Source organism: Streptomyces sp. R818 (genome assembly GCF_056172735.1).
The window spans coordinates 87,315-105,292 of sequence record NZ_JAOCNE010000013.1; the positions used below are offsets into that span (position 1 = coordinate 87,315).

General features: G+C 66.3%; 10 protein-coding genes and 1 pseudogene. 8 read left to right on the forward strand and 3 right to left on the reverse strand.

Translation table 11 applies throughout. The annotated features are described in order from the left end of the window. Nucleotides 1-6 precede the first annotated feature (6 nt). The 6 genes from N5I75_RS29845 (at nucleotide 7) to N5I75_RS29870 (ending at nucleotide 10,851) form a co-directional block, all read left to right on the forward strand. Nucleotides 7-3,063, forward strand: a complete 3,057-nt coding sequence (locus N5I75_RS29845) for an N-6 DNA methylase (protein ID WP_476682512.1) — start codon at nucleotides 7-9, stop codon at nucleotides 3,061-3,063. 100 nt (nucleotides 3,064-3,163) lie between these two features. Continuing rightward, a complete protein-coding gene (locus N5I75_RS29850; protein WP_476682514.1) occupies nucleotides 3,164-6,541 on the forward strand; it encodes a type I restriction endonuclease in 3,378 nt (1,125 codons plus the stop codon). A gap of 431 nt (nucleotides 6,542-6,972) precedes the next feature. Continuing rightward, nucleotides 6,973-7,164: a hypothetical protein gene (locus tag N5I75_RS29855; RefSeq protein WP_476682516.1), complete on the forward strand. Its 192-nt coding sequence runs from the start codon at nucleotides 6,973-6,975 to the stop codon at nucleotides 7,162-7,164. Between the two features lie 255 nt (nucleotides 7,165-7,419). After that, nucleotides 7,420-8,535 carry an ABC-three component system protein gene (locus tag N5I75_RS29860; RefSeq protein WP_476682518.1) on the forward strand — a complete coding sequence of 372 codons (1,116 nt, stop codon included), beginning with the start codon at nucleotides 7,420-7,422 and terminating at the stop codon, nucleotides 8,533-8,535. Then, a complete protein-coding gene (locus N5I75_RS29865; RefSeq protein ID WP_476682520.1) occupies nucleotides 8,532-9,008 on the forward strand; it encodes an ABC-three component system middle component 2 in 477 nt (158 codons plus the stop codon). Before N5I75_RS29860 ends, N5I75_RS29865 begins: the two co-directional genes overlap by 4 nt. Then, on the forward strand, nucleotides 9,001-10,851 hold the full coding sequence (locus tag N5I75_RS29870) for a hypothetical protein (protein ID WP_476682522.1): 1,851 nt from the start codon (nucleotides 9,001-9,003) through the stop codon (nucleotides 10,849-10,851). Before N5I75_RS29865 ends, N5I75_RS29870 begins: the two co-directional genes overlap by 8 nt. Nucleotides 10,852-10,867: 16 nt before the next feature. Here the strand turns inward: N5I75_RS29870 and N5I75_RS29875 are convergent. The 3 genes and pseudogenes from N5I75_RS29875 to N5I75_RS29885 form a co-directional block, all read right to left on the reverse strand. Beyond that, a pseudogene (locus N5I75_RS29875) lies at nucleotides 10,868-11,026 on the reverse strand (IS110 family transposase); the annotation flags it as partial. 154 nt (nucleotides 11,027-11,180) lie between these two features. Continuing rightward, on the reverse strand, nucleotides 11,181-11,498 hold the full coding sequence (locus tag N5I75_RS29880) for an IS3 family transposase (RefSeq protein WP_476683117.1): 318 nt from the start codon (nucleotides 11,496-11,498) through the stop codon (nucleotides 11,181-11,183). Between the two features lie 552 nt (nucleotides 11,499-12,050). Beyond that, complete coding sequence (locus N5I75_RS29885; RefSeq protein ID WP_476682524.1) at nucleotides 12,051-12,254, reverse strand: hypothetical protein; 204 nt, start codon at nucleotides 12,252-12,254, stop codon at nucleotides 12,051-12,053. Nucleotides 12,255-12,866: 612 nt separating this feature from the next. On the opposite strand from N5I75_RS29885, the gene N5I75_RS29890 reads away from it, so the two are divergent. Together N5I75_RS29890 and N5I75_RS29895 are read left to right on the forward strand one after the other, a co-directional pair. Beyond that, on the forward strand, nucleotides 12,867-15,230 hold the full coding sequence (locus N5I75_RS29890) for a transcriptional regulator (protein WP_476682526.1): 2,364 nt from the start codon (nucleotides 12,867-12,869) through the stop codon (nucleotides 15,228-15,230). 1,305 nt (nucleotides 15,231-16,535) lie between these two features. Continuing rightward, nucleotides 16,536-17,927, forward strand: a complete 1,392-nt coding sequence (locus N5I75_RS29895; protein WP_476682528.1) for an MFS transporter — start codon at nucleotides 16,536-16,538, stop codon at nucleotides 17,925-17,927. The last annotated feature ends 51 nt before the right edge of the window (nucleotides 17,928-17,978 follow it).

Below are 17,978 nucleotides of genomic sequence, written 5' to 3' on the forward strand. Positions count from 1 at the left end.
CGTCGCGTGGCCAGAATCACCCTGCCCCAGCTAGAGCGGCATCTGTTCGCCGCTGCCGACATCCTGCGCGGCACCATGGACGCTTCGGAGTACCAGGGCCACCTGCTGTGGATGCTCTTCCTCAAGCACAGCTCGGATGAATTCCAGCCGCAGTGGCACACCGTCCACGACGAGGCCCTGGCCCGCACCGGCGACCCGGCCAAGGCCCTGACACGGGCCGACGATCCGGACTCCTACCGTGACCTCTACGTGCCGCCTCGTGCCCGCTGGTGGGCCGGTCCACATCACGATCCGCACCGTCCCGATGACCCGGCACCCGGCCTCTCCCAGCTGACCAGAGATGTCGGCGAAGCCCTCAACCAGGCGGGCGTAGCACTCACGGAGGCGAACGACGTCCTCACCGGAATCGGTGCCCATGTCGATTTCGGCAGGATCCGCGACGCTGAACTGCGCTCCCTGGTTCGTCACTTCTCACTACACGGGCTGCGGAACGAAGATGTTGCGTTCCCGGACATGCTCGGAGTCGCGTACGGGTATCTCCTCGACTCGTTCGCCGACTCCGCAGGTCGGCGCGGCGGAGAGTTCCACACGCCGCGTGACGTGGTGCGGATGCTGGTCCGGCTCATCGACCCGCACCCAGGTGACGCCGTCTACGACCCCTGCGTGGGCACCGGCGACATGCTGATCGCGGCCCATGAGTACGTCGGCGAACACGGTGGCGACCCCCGCCAGCTCACGCTCTGCGGCCAGGACGCGAACGCCTCGTCCTGGTGCATCGCCACCATGAACATGCTGCTGCACGGCATCCGGGAATTCGACCTGAAGCACGGCGACACTCTGACCGACCCACAGCACCTCGACGAGGACGGCCGGCTGAGGAAGTTCACCAAGGTGCTCTCCAACCCGCCCATGGCCTTGAAGTACGACCCGGAGCTGGTCGTCAAGGCGGATACGGAACACGGCGAGCGGATGCGGTGGGGCTGGGCGCGGGGTAGCCGGGCTGATCTGATGTTCGCTCAGCACATGGTCTCAATCCTTGAGAAAGGCGGCACGGCGGCCACAGTCATGCCGCACGGCGTACTCTTCCGCGCCGGCGGTGACCGCCAAATCCGGGAAAGCCTGCTGCGCGACGACGTCATCGAGGCCGTGATCGGCCTCGGCCCCCACCTCTTCCCGGGCACCGGCATCCCCACCTGTGTGATGGTCCTGCGGAGGCCGGGAGACAAGAGCCCGAATCGAGCGGGCAAGGTGCTGTTCGTCGACGCGAGCCACGACTATCTGGCGGGCCGCACCCGAAACACACTCAGCCCGGAGCATGCCGAGCGGATCGTGAGCACCTTCCTCCGCCTGCACGAGCAGCCCGGCTATGCGCGCATGGTAAGCGTTGACGAACTCCTTGCCGCTGATGCCAACCTGAACATCAGCCGCTGGGTGGATGGTTCACCGCCCGCCAGACGGCAAAACGTTCGAGCGCATGTGTACGGCGGGGTACCGATGTCCGAGGTTTCGGCGGCGGCCGATCGCTTCCGCCGGTATGGCATCGAGGACCTCGGCACGCTCTTCGTCGAGCGCGAGGACGACTCCGCCTCCTACGACTTCCTCCCGGAGGGGGCGGAGGCCACGGCCGTGCGTATCCCGGAGCTGACGGCGGCGCGCGAGCAGGCGCTGCGTGACGCATACCGTCGCTGGTGGCAGCAGTGCGTTCCCACGCTCGTCGAAGTGCCGGCCGAGCGCGACCTCATGAGGCTTCGTGTCGCTCTTGCCGCCCAGTTCACCGCCGCGGTGGGTGCGATCGGGGTCCTTGACAACCACACCGCGAGCGGCATCGTCGCAGACTGGTGGATGACCCATCGATACGACCTGAAGGCGCTCGCGGCGGGCGGTGCTGAGCGCGTCCTTGAGGGCTGGGTCGCCTCCTTCGAAGCGGTTGCCGAACCGGAAGCGGCAGGGGGTGTCGCGAGCGGCAGGGCTACTGGAGCCACGGTTACGGAACGCCGACAGGCGCTCGACCATCCCCTTGTGCGGCACCTCATCCCAGCCTTCCTGACGGAGGTCGACGCGGCGGACACGGCCCTTGCGGCGGCGAACGAGGCGGCCCAGGGCGCGACCGATGGTGCCACGGGGGCCCGTGCCGAAGCACACCCGCGGAAGGAACGCATCGCAGCGGCAAGGCGTCGTAGGGATCTGGGCAAGAGGTTCCTGGCCGACCTGCGCACGGCGGCCGATCTGGCCCTCGCCGGGGGCACGGCAGACGAAGTGGTACTCAAGGTACTGGGCGGGGACCTGGCCGAACGGCTGGACGCGGCAGTCGCGGCAGGACGGGCGGAACTGATCGCCACGTTCCGGACCTGGGCGGAGCACTACGCGGTCTCGCTCGAGGACGCGAAGCACGAGAGCGAGGACGCCGAGCGAGAACTCGCCGAGCTACTGACGGATCGGATCGTGAGCGGCGCGGTGCTCGACTCCATCTGTCCGACCGTCCCGTTGAGCCGCGTGCTTGAGCAGGTGCCGAGCCGCGGCTACAGCGGCCCACCGGTTCCGCAGAGGACGGGACTGTTCGCGCTCGGGATGGGGTGCCTCACCTCTGAGGGTTTCGTTCCGCACCCGTTGAAGCACGTACCGGACGACGCCGGAGTGCGACGGTTCCAGCTCACGGACGGGGACGTGCTTCTCAGCCTGGCCGGTGGCAGCGAGCTGGTGGGTGGGGCCGGGCGATATCGCGATATCGGAGCCCCCTGCGTCTACCCGCACGAGATGGTGCGGCTCCGGCCCGATACGCGGACGTGCCTGCCTGGGTACTTGGAGGTCGTACTGCGCTCGGAGCCAGTGCGTCGGTGGATGCACGCCCGTGCTCAGACTTCCACGGGCCTGTGGAAGATCAGCTCTGCCACGGTGATGGAGTGCCCGATTCCACTGCCGTCTCTGAGTGAACAGGCCCGGGTCGTAGCCGTCCATGCGGCATTCGAGCGGCGCGCTGCGGCGCTGCGGGGTGAGTTGGCGAAGCTGCGGATGGTGCGACGTGACGTCCTGGAGAACCTGCAGCCGGCCCCGCAGCACGGGTGATGCTTGCGGATCGGCGTGAGCCGACCTGATTGGATAATGTTCCGCTGTTCCCCTCCTCGCGGTACGCACGGGGACAGGGCCGAGTCGTTGGGGGCGGAGGTTGGCACGACCGAACAGAGCGCGCGGCAGTCAGCCGCTGGTCGGGCTGCTCACCGCCATGGGCTGGGCTCGGCATGAACGTACCGGCGGAGACGGAGAGTTCGGACCGTGCCGGGAGTGCCTGCTGGCGGCGGTCGAACGTCTCAACCAGGAGGCGGACGGCACCTGCTGGCTGACCGCGGCTCAGGGCGAGGCCGTGTGGGCGGAGGTACTGCGCGCTGCCGGACCTCCGTCGCTCACTGCGGCCGCCAACGGCCGGCTGTCCGAGCTGCTTCGTGAGGGAATGCCCGCCCAGAAGCTGCCCGACTGGCACGAGGGGCTGCCCGCGCTGGTACGGCTGGTCGACTGGGAAGGACTCGCGCCTGGCACCAATGACTTCCGGCTTGTGGCCCGGCGCCGCGTCGGCGATGCGGTTGCGCCAGACGTGCTGCTTCGGGTGAACGGACTGCCCTGGGTCGTCATCGCGCAGGAGCCGGACGCGCGGGGTGTCATCGACTACCTCGTCCACCAGATCCGGAACCTCGCTGGGACCAGTGGCGACTCCGCACCGGCGTGGCCCGAACTGGCCCGGTATGCCCAGCTTCTGGTGGTCATGGACGAGTCAGATGCCCGGCTGGGCACCATCACCTCTGCGGCGTGGGAGTTCGATCGCTGGCACACCGTGGCGCCGGCGACCGAGGAGCAGGTGCGCGCCGAACTCGGATGCCCGGTCAAGCGTCCGCTGCGCCCGTGGGAGGCCCTGACCGCTGGCGTTCTCCGACCGTCCCATCTGCTCGATCTGGTACGAAACTTCGTACAGGAGAGGGAGTGGCCGCCGCCGGGCTACGGACAGCAAGGGACGGTGGTCAAGACGGTCGCGCGCTATCCGCAGTACCGCGCGGTTCACCGGGTCACCGACTTGCTCGTCGACCGGATGAACGGCCGATCGGCCAACACCCCTGCCTGGCGCGGCGGATTAGTCCGGCACTTCGCTGACTCGGGGTCGGAACGGACCATGAGCTTCCTGGTGCGTCGACTGCGGGCGCATCCGCGGCTCGCCGGTCACAAGATCGTTGTGGTTGCCCAACACCGGGAGCGGGAGCACAGCATCGCCGACGAACTCGCGCGAGGCGGTGAGGGCGTGGTCAACCCGCCCTCGGCGTACTGGGCCGCCCAAGCCCTCGCCCTCGATGTGCCGGACGTGGTCGTGCTCACCCTCCAGAGGCTCGTCGCGGTACGGATGACCGAGCAGCCGCACACAGACCCCGAGGATCCGCCGCCCGCCGCCGTAAACACCCGGAGCAACATCCTGGTAATCCTGGACGAGCCGCACAACCTCACCGTTCACCACGTCCGCCTGCGCGCGATCCTGCCCAACGCGGCCTATCTCGGTTTCGCGGACGCCCCCGTGCCGAGAAGGTCGCAGGCTACCGTCCAACATCTGTTCGGCAACCCCGTTGACGTCTACACCGCCCGGGACGCGCTGGCAGACGGCGTGCTGAGACCCGTGCTGTATGAGCGGGCCGCGGACGAAGGCAAGGCCGACCTCGGCTCCCCTCATGTTGGTGCGCCGGGACCCGCGGTCCGGACGTCCGGTGCGAACTGCGACGACCTTACGGCCAGGGCCGCACGAATGTTCAGGCACTGGGCCTTCACCGGGCTGCGGCACGGTGTGGCCGCGCAAGTCGTCGCCGCCTCACGAGCGGATGCGGTCCGGTACTGCCCCGCCCTGCTCAAGGCTCGCGACCAACTCCTTGCGGACATCGAGGCTCTGGACCCCGACCTCCTGAGCGACCCGGACGTGGAGGACTACGCCACCGAGGAGCAACGGGCCCTGATCGCCCTGTGGTCCTATCGCCATGTACTGAAGAGAATCGACCCGCGCGCGGCCATCTCCATGGGCGGAACAGAGCCGCAGGAGTGGCGACGCTGGACCCAACCCGTCGGTGGCAGGGCGGGCGGCAGGCCCAAGGGCTTGGCAGAGGCCGTCGCTGAGCCTCCGCCTGACCCTTCCTGGGGAGCGGACCCGCATGGCGGAGCAACGCCGGGCGCCCCGCAAGCCGCCGCCCGCAACTTGACCGTTTTCACCGTGGTGCAGTCCAGGCTGCAGGAGGTGGACAACGGCGGCAACGGGCACCTGGTGTTCCTCGACCGTGGCATCACGACGGCCGAGCTGCGGCACATCATGCGCGCCCGGCGCCCAGGCGACGCGCTACACCACGTTGTCGACCATGCAGACGCCCTAACGAGCCTGGAGCAGGCGTTCGCCCGCTACGACGCCGATCATCTGCGCGAGGTACTGGGCGTCGACGAGGCACCGCACTGGGGCCTGTGCAAGGACCGTGACCACGCAGCGGCCGAGGTGCTGTGGCTCGTCGACGGCAAGTTTCGGGAATTCCTCACTGCAAAGGTCCCTACATGCAGGATCGACACCCTGCGCGCCGAAGGTCCTCGGGAGGACCTCCTCGCGGCACTCGTCGACCCGCTCACCCATGCCCGATTCATCGGCCTGGTCCGACACTTCCTCGTGGCCCTCAACTCGACACTACCGACGAAGGCCGAGCCCAGACACGTCGAACTCGCCAAGTGGCTGGGCGTGGTCCAATACGTGGCGTGGAAGCGCCACCACCCCGACTCCGACTACTTCAGGCCGCGCCCCGCCGGTGCCCATGTGGACGATTTGATCGAGCGGTGGCTTCAGGAATCGGGTACCAGTCGCCTTGTCCCGCCGGAGCGTATGACGGCCCCGGACTTCCTGGACCGGGTCATGGCGAACGCCGACCCCCGGGCCCGTACCGCCTATCTGCTGTTGGCCGTGTCTGACCAATTGAACTCCCGTCCGTTGGCAAATCCGCTGCAACAGCAGTGGTTCGAGGACCGACTGAAGGCGATCAGGGAGTCCGGTGAGTCCGGTTTGGAGTGCACAGCGGATGCGCTGCTGGCTCTGGCCCGCGACATTCTGGCCGCAGAGCGCGACCATGCCCGGGCTACGTCCAAACCTACGCTTACGCCCGTACAGCGGGTACTCCTCCTGTTGGAGCAAGCCATTCCTGTTCAGCCGCGGTGGGACGGGACCTCGGCGGCCCCGTTGCGAGAGACCGCCGAGGCCGTAACGACCAAGATTTTTCACGAGGCCCAGCTCCCGCACCTCGGCTTCCTGGAGACCGCACGGAACCGGCTGCGTAAGGAGCTCCGGCAGCTGCTGGAGCAGCATTTGCCAGAGCTGGGCTGGAGTGCCACCAAGCCGCTCGCCGCACGCCTGGTCGAGCTGGCCATCGAGTGCCGGGAGGAATTCGCTGACCACGCTCCGGCCCAGTCTGCCGCCGAGCACATCGAGGAGGCGGAAGCGGTAGTGCTCCCCTGGACGGGGCCATCGGGGCCCAGTGGTACAGACGCCTAAAGCGGAGTCCCTGCGGCACGGGCGCAACCTGGCCATGTCCGATTAACGTGCTGCGACCGTAAGGCAGAGCAACACGCCCCGAGCACCTTGCCGAACTGGCCCGCGCGCTCTCAGCACTGTTCGATTGAACGGGGCACCCCCTCCCCACTGCCTCTACCGAGGGAACGAGCGTGAAACAGCCGAAAGGCCATTTCTACAGGTCACCGATCCGCGACCGCCCATTGCGGCAGGTCCCGGCGCCCCCTGGTATCTTCCGGGACAACTGACCACGCCAGAACCCACGCATGGTGCGCGACTATTTTCCTCAGCAGTGCACCATCACAACCACTCAGAACCGACCTCTGACCTGCCCGAACAGCGGGCTGACACCCCATCAGAACGAGCGTCAGTTCAGCGTCAAGATATCGCCCGTAACGCCCACATCGCACATAATGCGCACGGGCAAAACCGCAGGTCAGGAGTCCTTCACGGTCGGCTCAAGGATCGCCACGCACTCCACGTGGTCCGTCATCGGGAACATGTCGACGACATGCGCTCTCGCCGTAGCGGCACAGATCCCGATCAGCCCCTACTGCATGAGGGTCATCACCAAAGCCATCCTCGCCCTGGAGAAGCAACGCTGAAAGCGCTCCCTGGGCCGGAAGAGCTGGTCTGGATCGTGGGACACGCTTGACCTCGCGTCCGACCTGCGGCGTTGTTAGGCGCCCGCTGGATGTGCAGCAGTCCTGGTCCGGATCATGGTCGCCGAATGTGCTTCGGTGTGGCGTGATCCGATACGCGCCATCCGGCCACATGGCGAAATGTGCACTTTCGGGGCACGGCGGGTAATGGTAAGAACGTGCCCTGGGCAACGATCATGATCATGCGACGGGGGATGCATGAGTTCACCCGATGGCTCCGCCGAGCCGCTGTTCTCCGAGGTGCCGAAGCCGTCGCAGGTCCCAGTGACAGTGCTGTCCCCCATGATGGCGACAGGCCCTGCGGTGACGCCCAAGCAGATCCTCGCGCATCACTCGCCGACTCAGTTCGAGGAGTTCATCTACGAGTGGCTGCTGGCGCTGAAGGAGGAGGAATACGTGGACGTGATGCAGCTGGGCGGCGCCCACGACGGCGGCGCCGATGTCGCCGCGTTCCTCACGGCGCAGCGGACGGACGACCGGTGGCACTGCTATCAGTGCAAGCACTACGGGAAGGCGCTCACCCCGGCCATTGCCTATGTCGAGATACTGAAGATCATCGCGGTGGTCGCTGGCGGCAAGTACCGCACGCTGCCCGAGCGTTACGTCTTCGTGGCGCCCAGGATCGGCGCCTCACTCACGCAACTGCTGGCCAAGCCCGCGGAGCTGAAGGAGTCTTTCCTCGACTGGGTCGCCAAGGGCGCCGACCGGCTGACCACGGAGTACGGCGCAGATCCGCTCGGAGCGGCGCTGGAGCTGGCCCGGGAGACGGATTTCGCCCGCTTCGAGGCGGCCAATCTCGATCGGATCCTCGAGCAGCACGCCACTACGCCATATCACGTACGCAGGTTTGGTACGCGGCTACCGGACCGCGAGGCCCGTCAGGCGCCCCCGCCAGAACACACACCGGCGGAAACCCGGTACATCCAAAAGCTCCTGGACGTCTACCAGGAGAAGTGGGGCTGTGGCCTCGGAGCGATGGGGCAGGTGCGCACGCATTCCAAGGCGGGCCCTCACCTGCAGCACCAGCGGGAAGCCTTCTACTGCGCCGAGCAACTGCGGGTGTTCGCCCGTGACAGCGTGCCGGAGGGCACCTTCGAATCGCTGCAGAAAAACGTCTACGACGGTGTCGTCAACGTGACCTGGCGGGACTTCGCCACCGGATTCGACCGGCTCAACGCGGTGCAGGACGCGGCACGCGACATGCAGCTGGGAACGAATGTCCTGGTCCACGTGGTGGAGCCCATCGATCGCATGGGCATCTGTCACCAGCTCGCCAACGACGACCGGCTGACCTGGGTCGAGGAGGAGACGTGAGGGCGCTCAACAGCCCGCTGGAGGTTGGTGTGCGCGCTCTGGTCTTGCTCGCAGCCTCCTTTCCTCGGCCGCTGGACCTGGCTCAACTGGTGTATCTGGATTACGCGATGCTGCACAGCGGCGAAATGGACGGACCGCCCAGTGTGCACCCGTCACTGCCGGCCGGCCCGGGCGAACTGGCCATGAAACGTCAACTGCTCGAGCAGGGACTCGTGGTGCTGATGCGCGCGGGGCTGGCCGATGTGCAGGCGGACGACAGCGGGCTGACGTACCGGGCGAGCGAGGAAGGCCCGGGCTTCCTCGACTTGCTCGAGTCCCCCTACGTCGGAGCCCTGCGAGAGCGGGCGCGGTGGGCGCTGGCCTCCCATCACCACATCCCGGCGGACAGCCGTGCCGCCACGGACGACATCACACAGCGGTGGATGGAGACGTTCGAGAGCCGTATGCCGCGCTGGGGAGGCGATGATGACTGAGCTGCGCCTGCTGCATCTGACCTACGCCGGCATGGGCCGCGAGACGGCCCGCGTGGACTTCGACCACCGCCTGACGATCGTCTACGGCGCCTCGGACACCGGCAAGTCCTTCGTCACCGAGTCGATCGACTATATGCTCGGCGCCCGCAAGCTGAACCTCATCCCCGAGGCCGAGGGCTACTCGCAAATCCTGCTGGGCATCGCCTTGCCCGACGCATCGGTCATCACCCTGATGCGAGCGCCTCAGTCCGGGCGGGTCAGCGTCTTCGAGGATGATATTCGTGACCTCGTCTACCGGTCGCCGGACCTGGTGCTCTCCGCCCAGCACAGCCCCCGAACCACCAAGAACCTCTCCCGCTACCTGATGGAGCGTATCGGGCTCAATGACTCGCTGCTGGCCACCAACGACTCCGGTGGTACCAAACTCGCGGGCTTCCGGGACCTGCTGCACCTGTGCCTGATCAGTGAGACCCGCATGGTCTCGAAGGTCTCCCCCGTCCTGCGCACCTCGGGCGCCAGCGGCCAGACCGCGCACAAGTCGGCCCTCAAGCTTCTGCTCACTGGAGCGGGCGAGCAGCCCTCGCCCAGCCGCCTCAACCAGGCACAGCGCCGCGTCCACAAAGGCAAGATCAGCCTGCTGGACGACCTGATCCTCGGACTCCAGCGCCAACTGACCTCACGCGAGACCAACCAGAGTCAGCTGCAGCAACAGCTGCGGCGGCTGCTGGAACATCAGGAAAATCGCGCCGAGTCGCTGCGGAACGTCACCCGCCGTCACGCGCAGGCGGCCTCCGACCGCGCGGCCCTGTCCGTGGCACTGGCCCGCTACACGCAGCGCCTGGCAGAGACTGATGACCTGCTAGGCCGGTTCGAGCTGCTGCGCGCCCAATACGAGTCCGACCTGGCCCGCCTGGGCATGGTCAGCGAGGCCGGCAGCCTGCTCGGCTACTTCCGCAGCGGCCCGTGCGTGTTCTGCGGCGCAGAGCCCCACCATCAGCAAGCCGGTCACGACTCCATGGAAACTACCGCCCTGCACCAGGCCGTCACCGCTGAAAGCACCAAGACTCGCACGCTCCTGGCCGACCTGCTGCTCACCATCGACGACCTGCGCTCTCAGCGTGAGTACGTGGCCGAAGACGAGGCCGCGCAAGCCGCCTTGGCCGAGCAGGCGGACGCCGAGATCACCCGCATCGAACGCGAGGAACTCAATCCTCTGCAGGACGAGATGGCCGAAGTGATGGCAGCCCGCTCCCGACTGGAAAGCGAACTCGGCCTGCATGCACGGATTGAGGAGCTGGAAGACGTTAGAGCGCAACTGGTCTCCGGAGAGGCCCAGCCGGGTGGGCAGCCCAGCCGTGGCATCCCGCCCGCCACACTGACCGGCTTCGATCGCACCGTCGAGCGGACGCTGGACTCCTGGCAGGTACGGCGGGAGGAGGAGGTGACCTACGACCAGTACACGGCGGAGCTATATGTGGGCGACCGGTCCCGTTCCGGCCACGGCAAGGGTATGCGTGCCGTCCTGCACGCCGCCTTCACCACAGCTCTGGCCGACTACTGCCTGGAGCAACGGCGCAGCCATCCCGGCTTCATTGTGCTGGACTCCCCCCTCGTCACCTTCCGGGAACCCGGGGTACGGGAAGCGGATCTGCGACAGAACGTGCCCCGGCACTTCTACCGTCATCTACTCAACGCCTTCCACGGCCAGGCCATCGTCGTGGAAAACACGGACCCGCCGTCGGACATCCTTGATGAGGCGCAGGTCTACATGTTCAGCCGCGAGGCCCACGGCCAGCGCTTCGGATTCTTCCCTCTCACATCATCGTCCTTGCCGACGCAATGACTTTTAATGCGGTCCGTCAAACCGCGAAAGCGGTGGGTGGCACGAGTTCGTAGGTCCGTCCGTTGCGGAAAAGGGCCCAGAGGACGTTGACGCGGCGACGGGCCAGGACGAGGACGGCCTGGATGTGACGCTTGCCTTCGGCGCGCTTGCGTTCGTAAAACCGGCGGGACTCATCGCAGCCGACCAGTTATGTGCCGGGCGTCACGGCGTGGAAGTCGCGGCCGTGGCTTTCACGGTGCAGTAGGCCCACCAGACTCGGCCCGAGGTGGCCACCACCTGCGCAATCGTTTTCGGTTCGCGCTGGCCCCTCCTTATAGCTCTGCAGCAGGTCACAGGTGGGGGCCGATGGAGGCCGGAACAGGCGGTGTTCGTTTTAGACCGGTCCAACTGGAGCCGAAGAAGTGGGGCCGCTCAGCAGCGTGAAAGCCACGGCCGATAAGATCGAAAGCCGGCTTCGCCTTCTTGTGCGGCCGGGTCGACGAACGACGCCTGCGGTGGTGGGTTCCCAGGATTCCGTGCTCGCCCATCACGCGGGCGACCCGCTTGCGGTTCACATGTCGCCCCAGACGCCGCAGCTCTGCATGGATGCACGGAACCCCGTAGGTGTGGCGGGAGGCGATGTGGATCGCGGTGATCTCGTGGGCCAGGGCTTAGTCGACGGCCTTGCGGGCCGAGCGGGACTAGGCCGTGGCGAGACAGGCTCAAACGGAGGAACGTGCCACCTTGAGTAGTCGGCACCGGAAGGCGACGCCGTGGGTGGTCTTCTCCGCCTCGATGAACGCGTACGTCGCGTTCATCGATCGCTCTCCTTCGCGAAGAAGAGCGCGGCCTTTCGCGGCATCTCCATCGTCTTGGCCTGCTCGGCGTTCTAGCGACGCAGCCGCTTGAGCTCGTCACGCTCGGCCGTGGCGGGCTCGCCCGGGGCGGCCCTCGCCACGGTCGGCCTTCGCCTGGCGGTACCAGCCGCGCAGGGACTCCAAGCTCATGCAGAACTCGGGCCACCGCGGTGACCGTCTTCCCCGAGGAATCGACGAGCGCGATCGCGTCACGCTTGAACTCCAAGGTGTACCACTTCGTGTACTTACTTCCCACCTAGTGCTACTTCCTCTGGGACCAACCAGATCTCAGTCTCCGGGTGTCCGCGACCAAGGGGAATCTGACGATCATGTAACAGCACCCTGATGCGAAGGCGTTACGGCTCAGCCTTTCAAGCTCACCAATGTCGTGACCAATGCGGTAACCAGCAGCAAAGTAGCCGTGAAGGCCGTCGCAGCGCGAGCTAGCGCTGCGGGATACGACGCTCGATCCCGACGCGCGAGGTAGCCGGCAACCACTGCGATGAAGATCGCAAAGACAAAAACGTGAGCGGTGGCGAAGAGAACGATCATGGTGCGGTCCGACATGGCTCTATCCCTTACGTAGTCAGCCCGGTGTAGTGCCTGCAACTTTCCTGAATTGGCCGTTCACCGTGGTTCACCGGGCGAAGATGAACTCAGGCGGACAGTGGGACTTGATCGGGCAGATCCAGAGGATGCGATGTGGATACGGCTGAGGTTCGGGACCGCGCTGCGCTGGCGGAGTTGAGAGCCTCCCTCAACGCCGGACGTGTGGCCCGAGGGCTCAACCAGACACAGCTGGCGCGTGCCGCAGGGTTGGGCCGAACGACTGTTAACCAAGCTCTCAGCGCGAACGCCACTGGGGTCTCGGCCGACACCGTCGGCACGCTAGGCCGGGCCTTGCACCTAGACGTGCCTCGACTGTTGCAGCTTTGGGAGGCGGCATACGGCCGCGGCATGACAGCATCCGTGATCGCAGTCCCAGGTAAGCCGATTGGGCACTGCGATCCGTACGACTTGGAGGTCCACCCGGCCGCTGTGCCTCCGACGGCTAGCTCCGAACACAGTCGGCGAGGCGGCAAAGACGGTAGGTATGCCGAGCTTCCCGCCTACGTCCGCCGCGGCCACGACGAGGTCCTCGCAACCGTGGTGACTGCGGCTCAGCACGGACGCAGCAGAATGGCAATGCTTGTGGGTGCCTCTTCGACCGGTAAGACCCGTGCGTGCTGGGAAGCGGTTCAACCACTGGCTTCCGCTGGATGGAGGCTGTGGCATCCCTTCGATCCCACTCGCAGGGACGCCGTCCTAACCGATATTGACCGGGTTGCGCCGCACACCATCGTTTGGCTCAACGATGCTCATCAGTACTTCGGTGCCGGCGACGAGGCCAGCGAGCGCATATCGGCTGCGGTCCATGGCAGGCTTACCGACAGGAACCGGGGGCCGGTATTGATTCTGGGAACTCTGTGGCCGGAGCACGCGAAAACCTTGACGGAGCTTCCTCGGGCCGGGCAACCCGATCCTTACGCGCGGGTTCGTGAGCTGCTCGCGGGGCGACTGATCGACTTGCCAGACAGCTTCGACGACACAGCCCTCCGAGAAGCTGGGAATCTTGCGGCAGCAGGCGATCAGCAACTCGCTTATGCCCTGCAGCACATGGAGAATCGCCGCCTCACGCAGTTCCTCGCTGGAGTGCCTGAGCTGCTGCGTAGCTATGCCACGGCTTCAGCGCCGGAACGTGCGTTGCTTCACGCCGCAATGGACGCCCGTCGTCTGGGGGCCGGTAAGCATCTACCGGTGAACTTTCTGGAGCGGGCGGTGGAAGGCTACCTAGATGATGCCGAGCACGACGATCTTTCCGACGACTGGCTGGAACTGGCCCTCATACACGTAACCCGCCCGGTGCACGGCCGTCTTGCACCTCTGCGCCGAATACGTCCTCGACCAACCCAGCAGGCGGACACCGCCGCGGGTCCGACGGAGGAGGCGTACCGTCTGGCTGACTATCTAGAACAGCAGGGACGGCGCCGTCGTGCTCAGGTGTGCCCTCCGGACTCTTTCTGGCAGGCAGCCCACGACCACCTCGCTATAGAAGACCTCAGCAGCCTTGCCGACTCCGCACGCTCCCGAAATCGTCTGCATTGGGCAGAACGCCTTGCTCGCAGGGGTGCAGCTTCGGGGAATTCCGAAGCACTCGTTCGAATGGCGGAGATCAGCGAAGCTACAGGCGCGAGGGAGGAAGCGGACCGGCTGCTTCAGCATGCGGCTGAACACGGCAACATTACAGCGATGCTGCGCCTTGCAGTAGCGCGAGAAGGAATCGGCCGCCCCGAAGAAGCGGAGCGGTTCGCGCGAAGGGCTGCCGCAGCCGGTGACCCGAGAGCGCTAGCTCGACTCGCAGAGATGCGTGAAAAGGCAGGTAAGCGCGAAGAAGCAGAGCAGTTCGCCCAAGAAGCCGCTCAGGCCGGGCTCACCAATGCTCTTGTCTGGCTAGCCGAAATGCGCGAACTTGCAGGAGCGCATCAGGGGGCTGAGCGGCTCTGCCAGTGGGCTGCCAATGCCGGTGATACCACCGCGTACATACGGCTCGCGGTGATGCGCGAGACCGCCGGAGCCAGGAATGGAGCACAGCGGCTATATCAAGGAGCGGCCCGCGTCGGGAACGCGAGCGCTCTGGTTCGTCTCGCAGCGCAGAAAGAAGCGGCTGGCGACCGACACGGGGCCGAGCGCTTCGCCTCGCGGGCTGCCGATGCCGGACAGTCGTTTGCTCTTGTACGTATCGCCGAGATGCGCGATGCAACTGGAGCCCAAGCCGAGGCCGAGGAGCTTGCACAGAAAGCCATTCAGGCGGGTCATCGCTTCGCAGCAACACGGCTTGCAGCCCTACGCCAAGCCAGAGGGGACTTGGAGGGGGCGGAGCGTCTATACCAACTGGCCTTACGATCAGGCATCCAGAGCGCCGTAGCGCGGATCTGTGAAATTCGCGAACAAAATGGAGATGCAGAAGAAGCAGAGAAGATAGCAATCCAAGCCGTTAGAACGGGTAACCCGAGCGGTGCCTCACGGCTCGCAGACCGCAGAGAATTAATGGGCGATCGCGAGGGGGCGGAACGGCTGGCCACGCTGGCAGCTGGAGCCGGAGACAACACTGCGCTTGCCCGAATCGCCGAAATGCGCGAACTGGCTGGGGATAAAAAAGGCTCCGCACGCTTAGCCCTGCTAGCCCTCGAGACAGGAACAACCAGTGCTCTGGTGCGAATTGCGGATATGCGAGAATCCTCGGGAGATCTGAAAGGGGCCGAGTTGCTGCTGAGGACGGCGGCGGAGAACCGTGACACATACGCCTTGGGCAGGCTTGCTATTATGCGGGAAGCAGTAGGAGACCAGAGGGCAGCGGACGATATCGCGCGGAGAGCCGCTGACGCTGGAAATCCTAGCGCGTTGCTCGAGCTCCTCGATATGCGCAGGCAGGCGAAAGAGAGGAAGCAGACAAAACATTCGGTCACCGATGAGAAATGCACTACACAAAGTCCTTCTCATTGAAGCGCAGCGGAACATTGCAGTGCGGGTAATGTTCGCTCCGTGCATCCCACCGCCACAAAATCCTCGAGCAAACGTCACCTGCGCCTTCTGCTCGAAACGCACAGGCCGCGGTCTACCTCGTCTACACCGGCGAGCGCGGCAGACTGGACAGCCGCTGGCGCCGAATCGCTTCTGAGCCAGGTCCCTGGCCTGCTGAATGTGCGGCAGGCTGCGTATCAGCGGAAGGAAGATACCGACCTGAGGCTTCTCGACGGATGATGCGTCGCGTCCGCTGCCCTCGGTTGAAAAGCCTGCGATAGTCCGTTGACTCTGTCGGGGATCTGGAGATGCCGAGGTCAGGCGCCCAGGGCTCGCCAAATCTGCAGCCGGTGCAGCACGCGCTCGTCGAGGCAGCTCTGAAAGGCGGCGACGAGGTGTAGAGGTTCTCTCAGCCGCTGGTAATTCGCTGAGACGCTCGATATTGAAGGCGATGGCCGCCAGGACGTGATGGAGGCACTTCACGTCATCCCACAGCAGATCAGCCACCCCGCCATGCTGCTCCGACTCACCGACTCGAGGCATCCCCTGACGAAACGTATAGGACCCCGGTGAGACGCCCCCTGCGGACGCCAGGAGCAGGCCCCACGACATCGACCTGACCATCCGTACGAGCGCTCACCACATCCGCAGGAGTGGCGTCGGACGGCCTGACGGCCCTGCGCCAGGTCATGCAGTAGGACTGGCGCCTCTACCCCACAGAGCGCACCTCAAGGTTCGGGCCAGGCGCGGGCCAACTCGGCCAGCAGTGACGCCCAGCACTTTCCCGCTGGTCAGAGGCCTGCTGGGCTGCTACCACCAGCAGACGAAGAATCTGCTGGGAGGAACGCCCACCACACCGAGGCGCAGCACTTCACCCTTGCCCGCAGAACCGAGTGCCAAAGCCCGGTCAGCCTCTCCGTCAGATCGCCTACCGCGTAACGGCCCTGAGCCGATCGGCCCCGAGATGTCCGAGTTCCACGGAGCGTAGTCAGCACCAAGTCAGCACGGGAGGGGTGAGCACAGGTGATGAGGTGGGCTTTTAGTCAGCACCGAACCAGCACGGGAGTCAGCACCGCATCGCCAAATCACCCCGAACTACGCGTCCCGGACGGCACCCGTTTCGAGCGTCACCGATCCCCTGGGCCGCCCTTCCACGCGTCGGCATGGTGGCTGCGCGCATAGCCGACCCTCGAACTATGTTGCTCGGCCACATGTGCGCCTGACCTGCGCATTCCTACGGTGTGGCGACACACAAACGTCCCCGTCACACCTCAGGAAGTGGTGCCGATGTCGTCGCCCGCAACCGCTCCACCGACTCCCGCCAGCCTCAAGCGCATCGTCGCGGCGAGCCTCATCGGCACCACCATCGAGTGGTACGACTTCTTCCTCTACGGCTCCGCCGCCGCGCTCGTCTTCAACAAGCTGTTCTTCCCCGAGTCCGACCCGCTCGTCGGCACCCTGCTCTCGTTCCTGACCTACGCCGTCGGTTTCGCGGCGCGCCCGCTCGGCGCGCTCGTCTTCGGGCACTACGGCGACCGCCTCGGCCGCAAGAAGCTCCTGGTCCTGAGCCTGCTCATGATGGGCGGCGCCACCTTCGCCATCGGCCTCCTCCCGACCTACGCGAGCATCGGCGCGGCGGCGCCCGTCCTGCTGACCGTTCTCCGCCTGGTCCAGGGCTTCGCCCTCGGCGGTGAGTGGGGCGGCGCGGTGCTGCTCGTCTCCGAGCACGGGGACGCCGAGCGGCGCGGCTTCTGGGCGTCGTGGCCGCAGACCGGCGCCCCGGCCGGGCAGCTCCTCGCGACCGGTGTGCTCTCGGCGCTGACCGCGCTGATCTCCGACGACGCGTTCACCTCCTGGGGCTGGCGCATCCCGTTCCTGCTCTCCGGCGTCCTCGTCATGGTCGGATTGTGGATACGTCTCTCTGTCGATGAATCGCCGGTCTTCAAGGAGGCGCTGGCCCGCGCCGAGGCCCGCAAGGCGCAGGACGCGGGGACCGTGGAGAAGATGCCGCTCGTCGCCGTCCTGCGCCACCACTGGCGTGACGTGCTCGTGGCGATCGGCGCGCGCATGGCCGAGAACATCAGCTACTACGTGATCACGGCCTTCATCCTCGTCTACGCCACCACATCGGCCGGGGTCTCCAAGCAGACCGCGCTGAACGCCGTGCTCATCGCCTCCGCCGTGCACTTCGCGGCGATTCCGGCCTGGGGTGCGCTCTCGGACCGGGTGGGGCGGCGACCCGTGTATCTCCTCGGCGCGGCGGGTGTCGGCCTGTGGATGTTCCCGTTCTTCTCGCTCATCGACACCGGGAGCTTCGGCAGCCTGCTCCTCGCCGTCACCGTCGGCCTGGTCCTGCACGGCGCGATGTACGCCCCGCAGGCCGCCTTCTTCTCCGAGATGTTCGCGACCCGGATGCGCTACTCGGGTGCCTCGATCGGCGCCCAGTTCGCCTCGGTGGCGGCGGGCGCGCCCGCGCCGCTCATCGCGACGGCGCTGCTCGCGGACTACGACAGCTCGACGCCGATCGCGCTGTACGTGATCGCCGCCGCGCTGGTCACCCTGATCGCCGTCGGTGTCGCGAAGGAGACCCGCCACCGCGACCTCGCCGACATCGAGCCGGCGGACGACGCCCCGGACGCGCCGGCCACCGACCGCCGGACGGACGTGCACAGCGTCTGAACGGTCCGCACGATACGACCCCCGGCCCCGTGCGAGAGGCGTACGGGTACC

Excerpts from the sequence above, each read along its gene's own strand:
- N5I75_RS29890 (WP_476682526.1), top strand. The coding sequence starts at position 12,867 with ATGGCAATGCTTGTGGGTGCCTCTTCGACCGGTAAGACCCGTGCGTGC.
- N5I75_RS29855 (WP_476682516.1), top strand. The coding sequence starts at position 6,973 with ATGCGCACGGGCAAAACCGCAGGTCAGGAGTCCTTCACGGTCGGCTCA.
- N5I75_RS29895 (WP_476682528.1), top strand. The coding sequence starts at position 16,536 with ATGTCGTCGCCCGCAACCGCTCCACCGACTCCCGCCAGCCTCAAGCGC.
- N5I75_RS29860 (WP_476682518.1), top strand. The coding sequence starts at position 7,420 with ATGAGTTCACCCGATGGCTCCGCCGAGCCGCTGTTCTCCGAGGTGCCG.
- N5I75_RS29885 (WP_476682524.1), bottom strand. The coding sequence starts at position 12,254 with ATGTCGGACCGCACCATGATCGTTCTCTTCGCCACCGCTCACGTTTTT.
- N5I75_RS29870 (WP_476682522.1), top strand. The coding sequence starts at position 9,001 with ATGACTGAGCTGCGCCTGCTGCATCTGACCTACGCCGGCATGGGCCGC.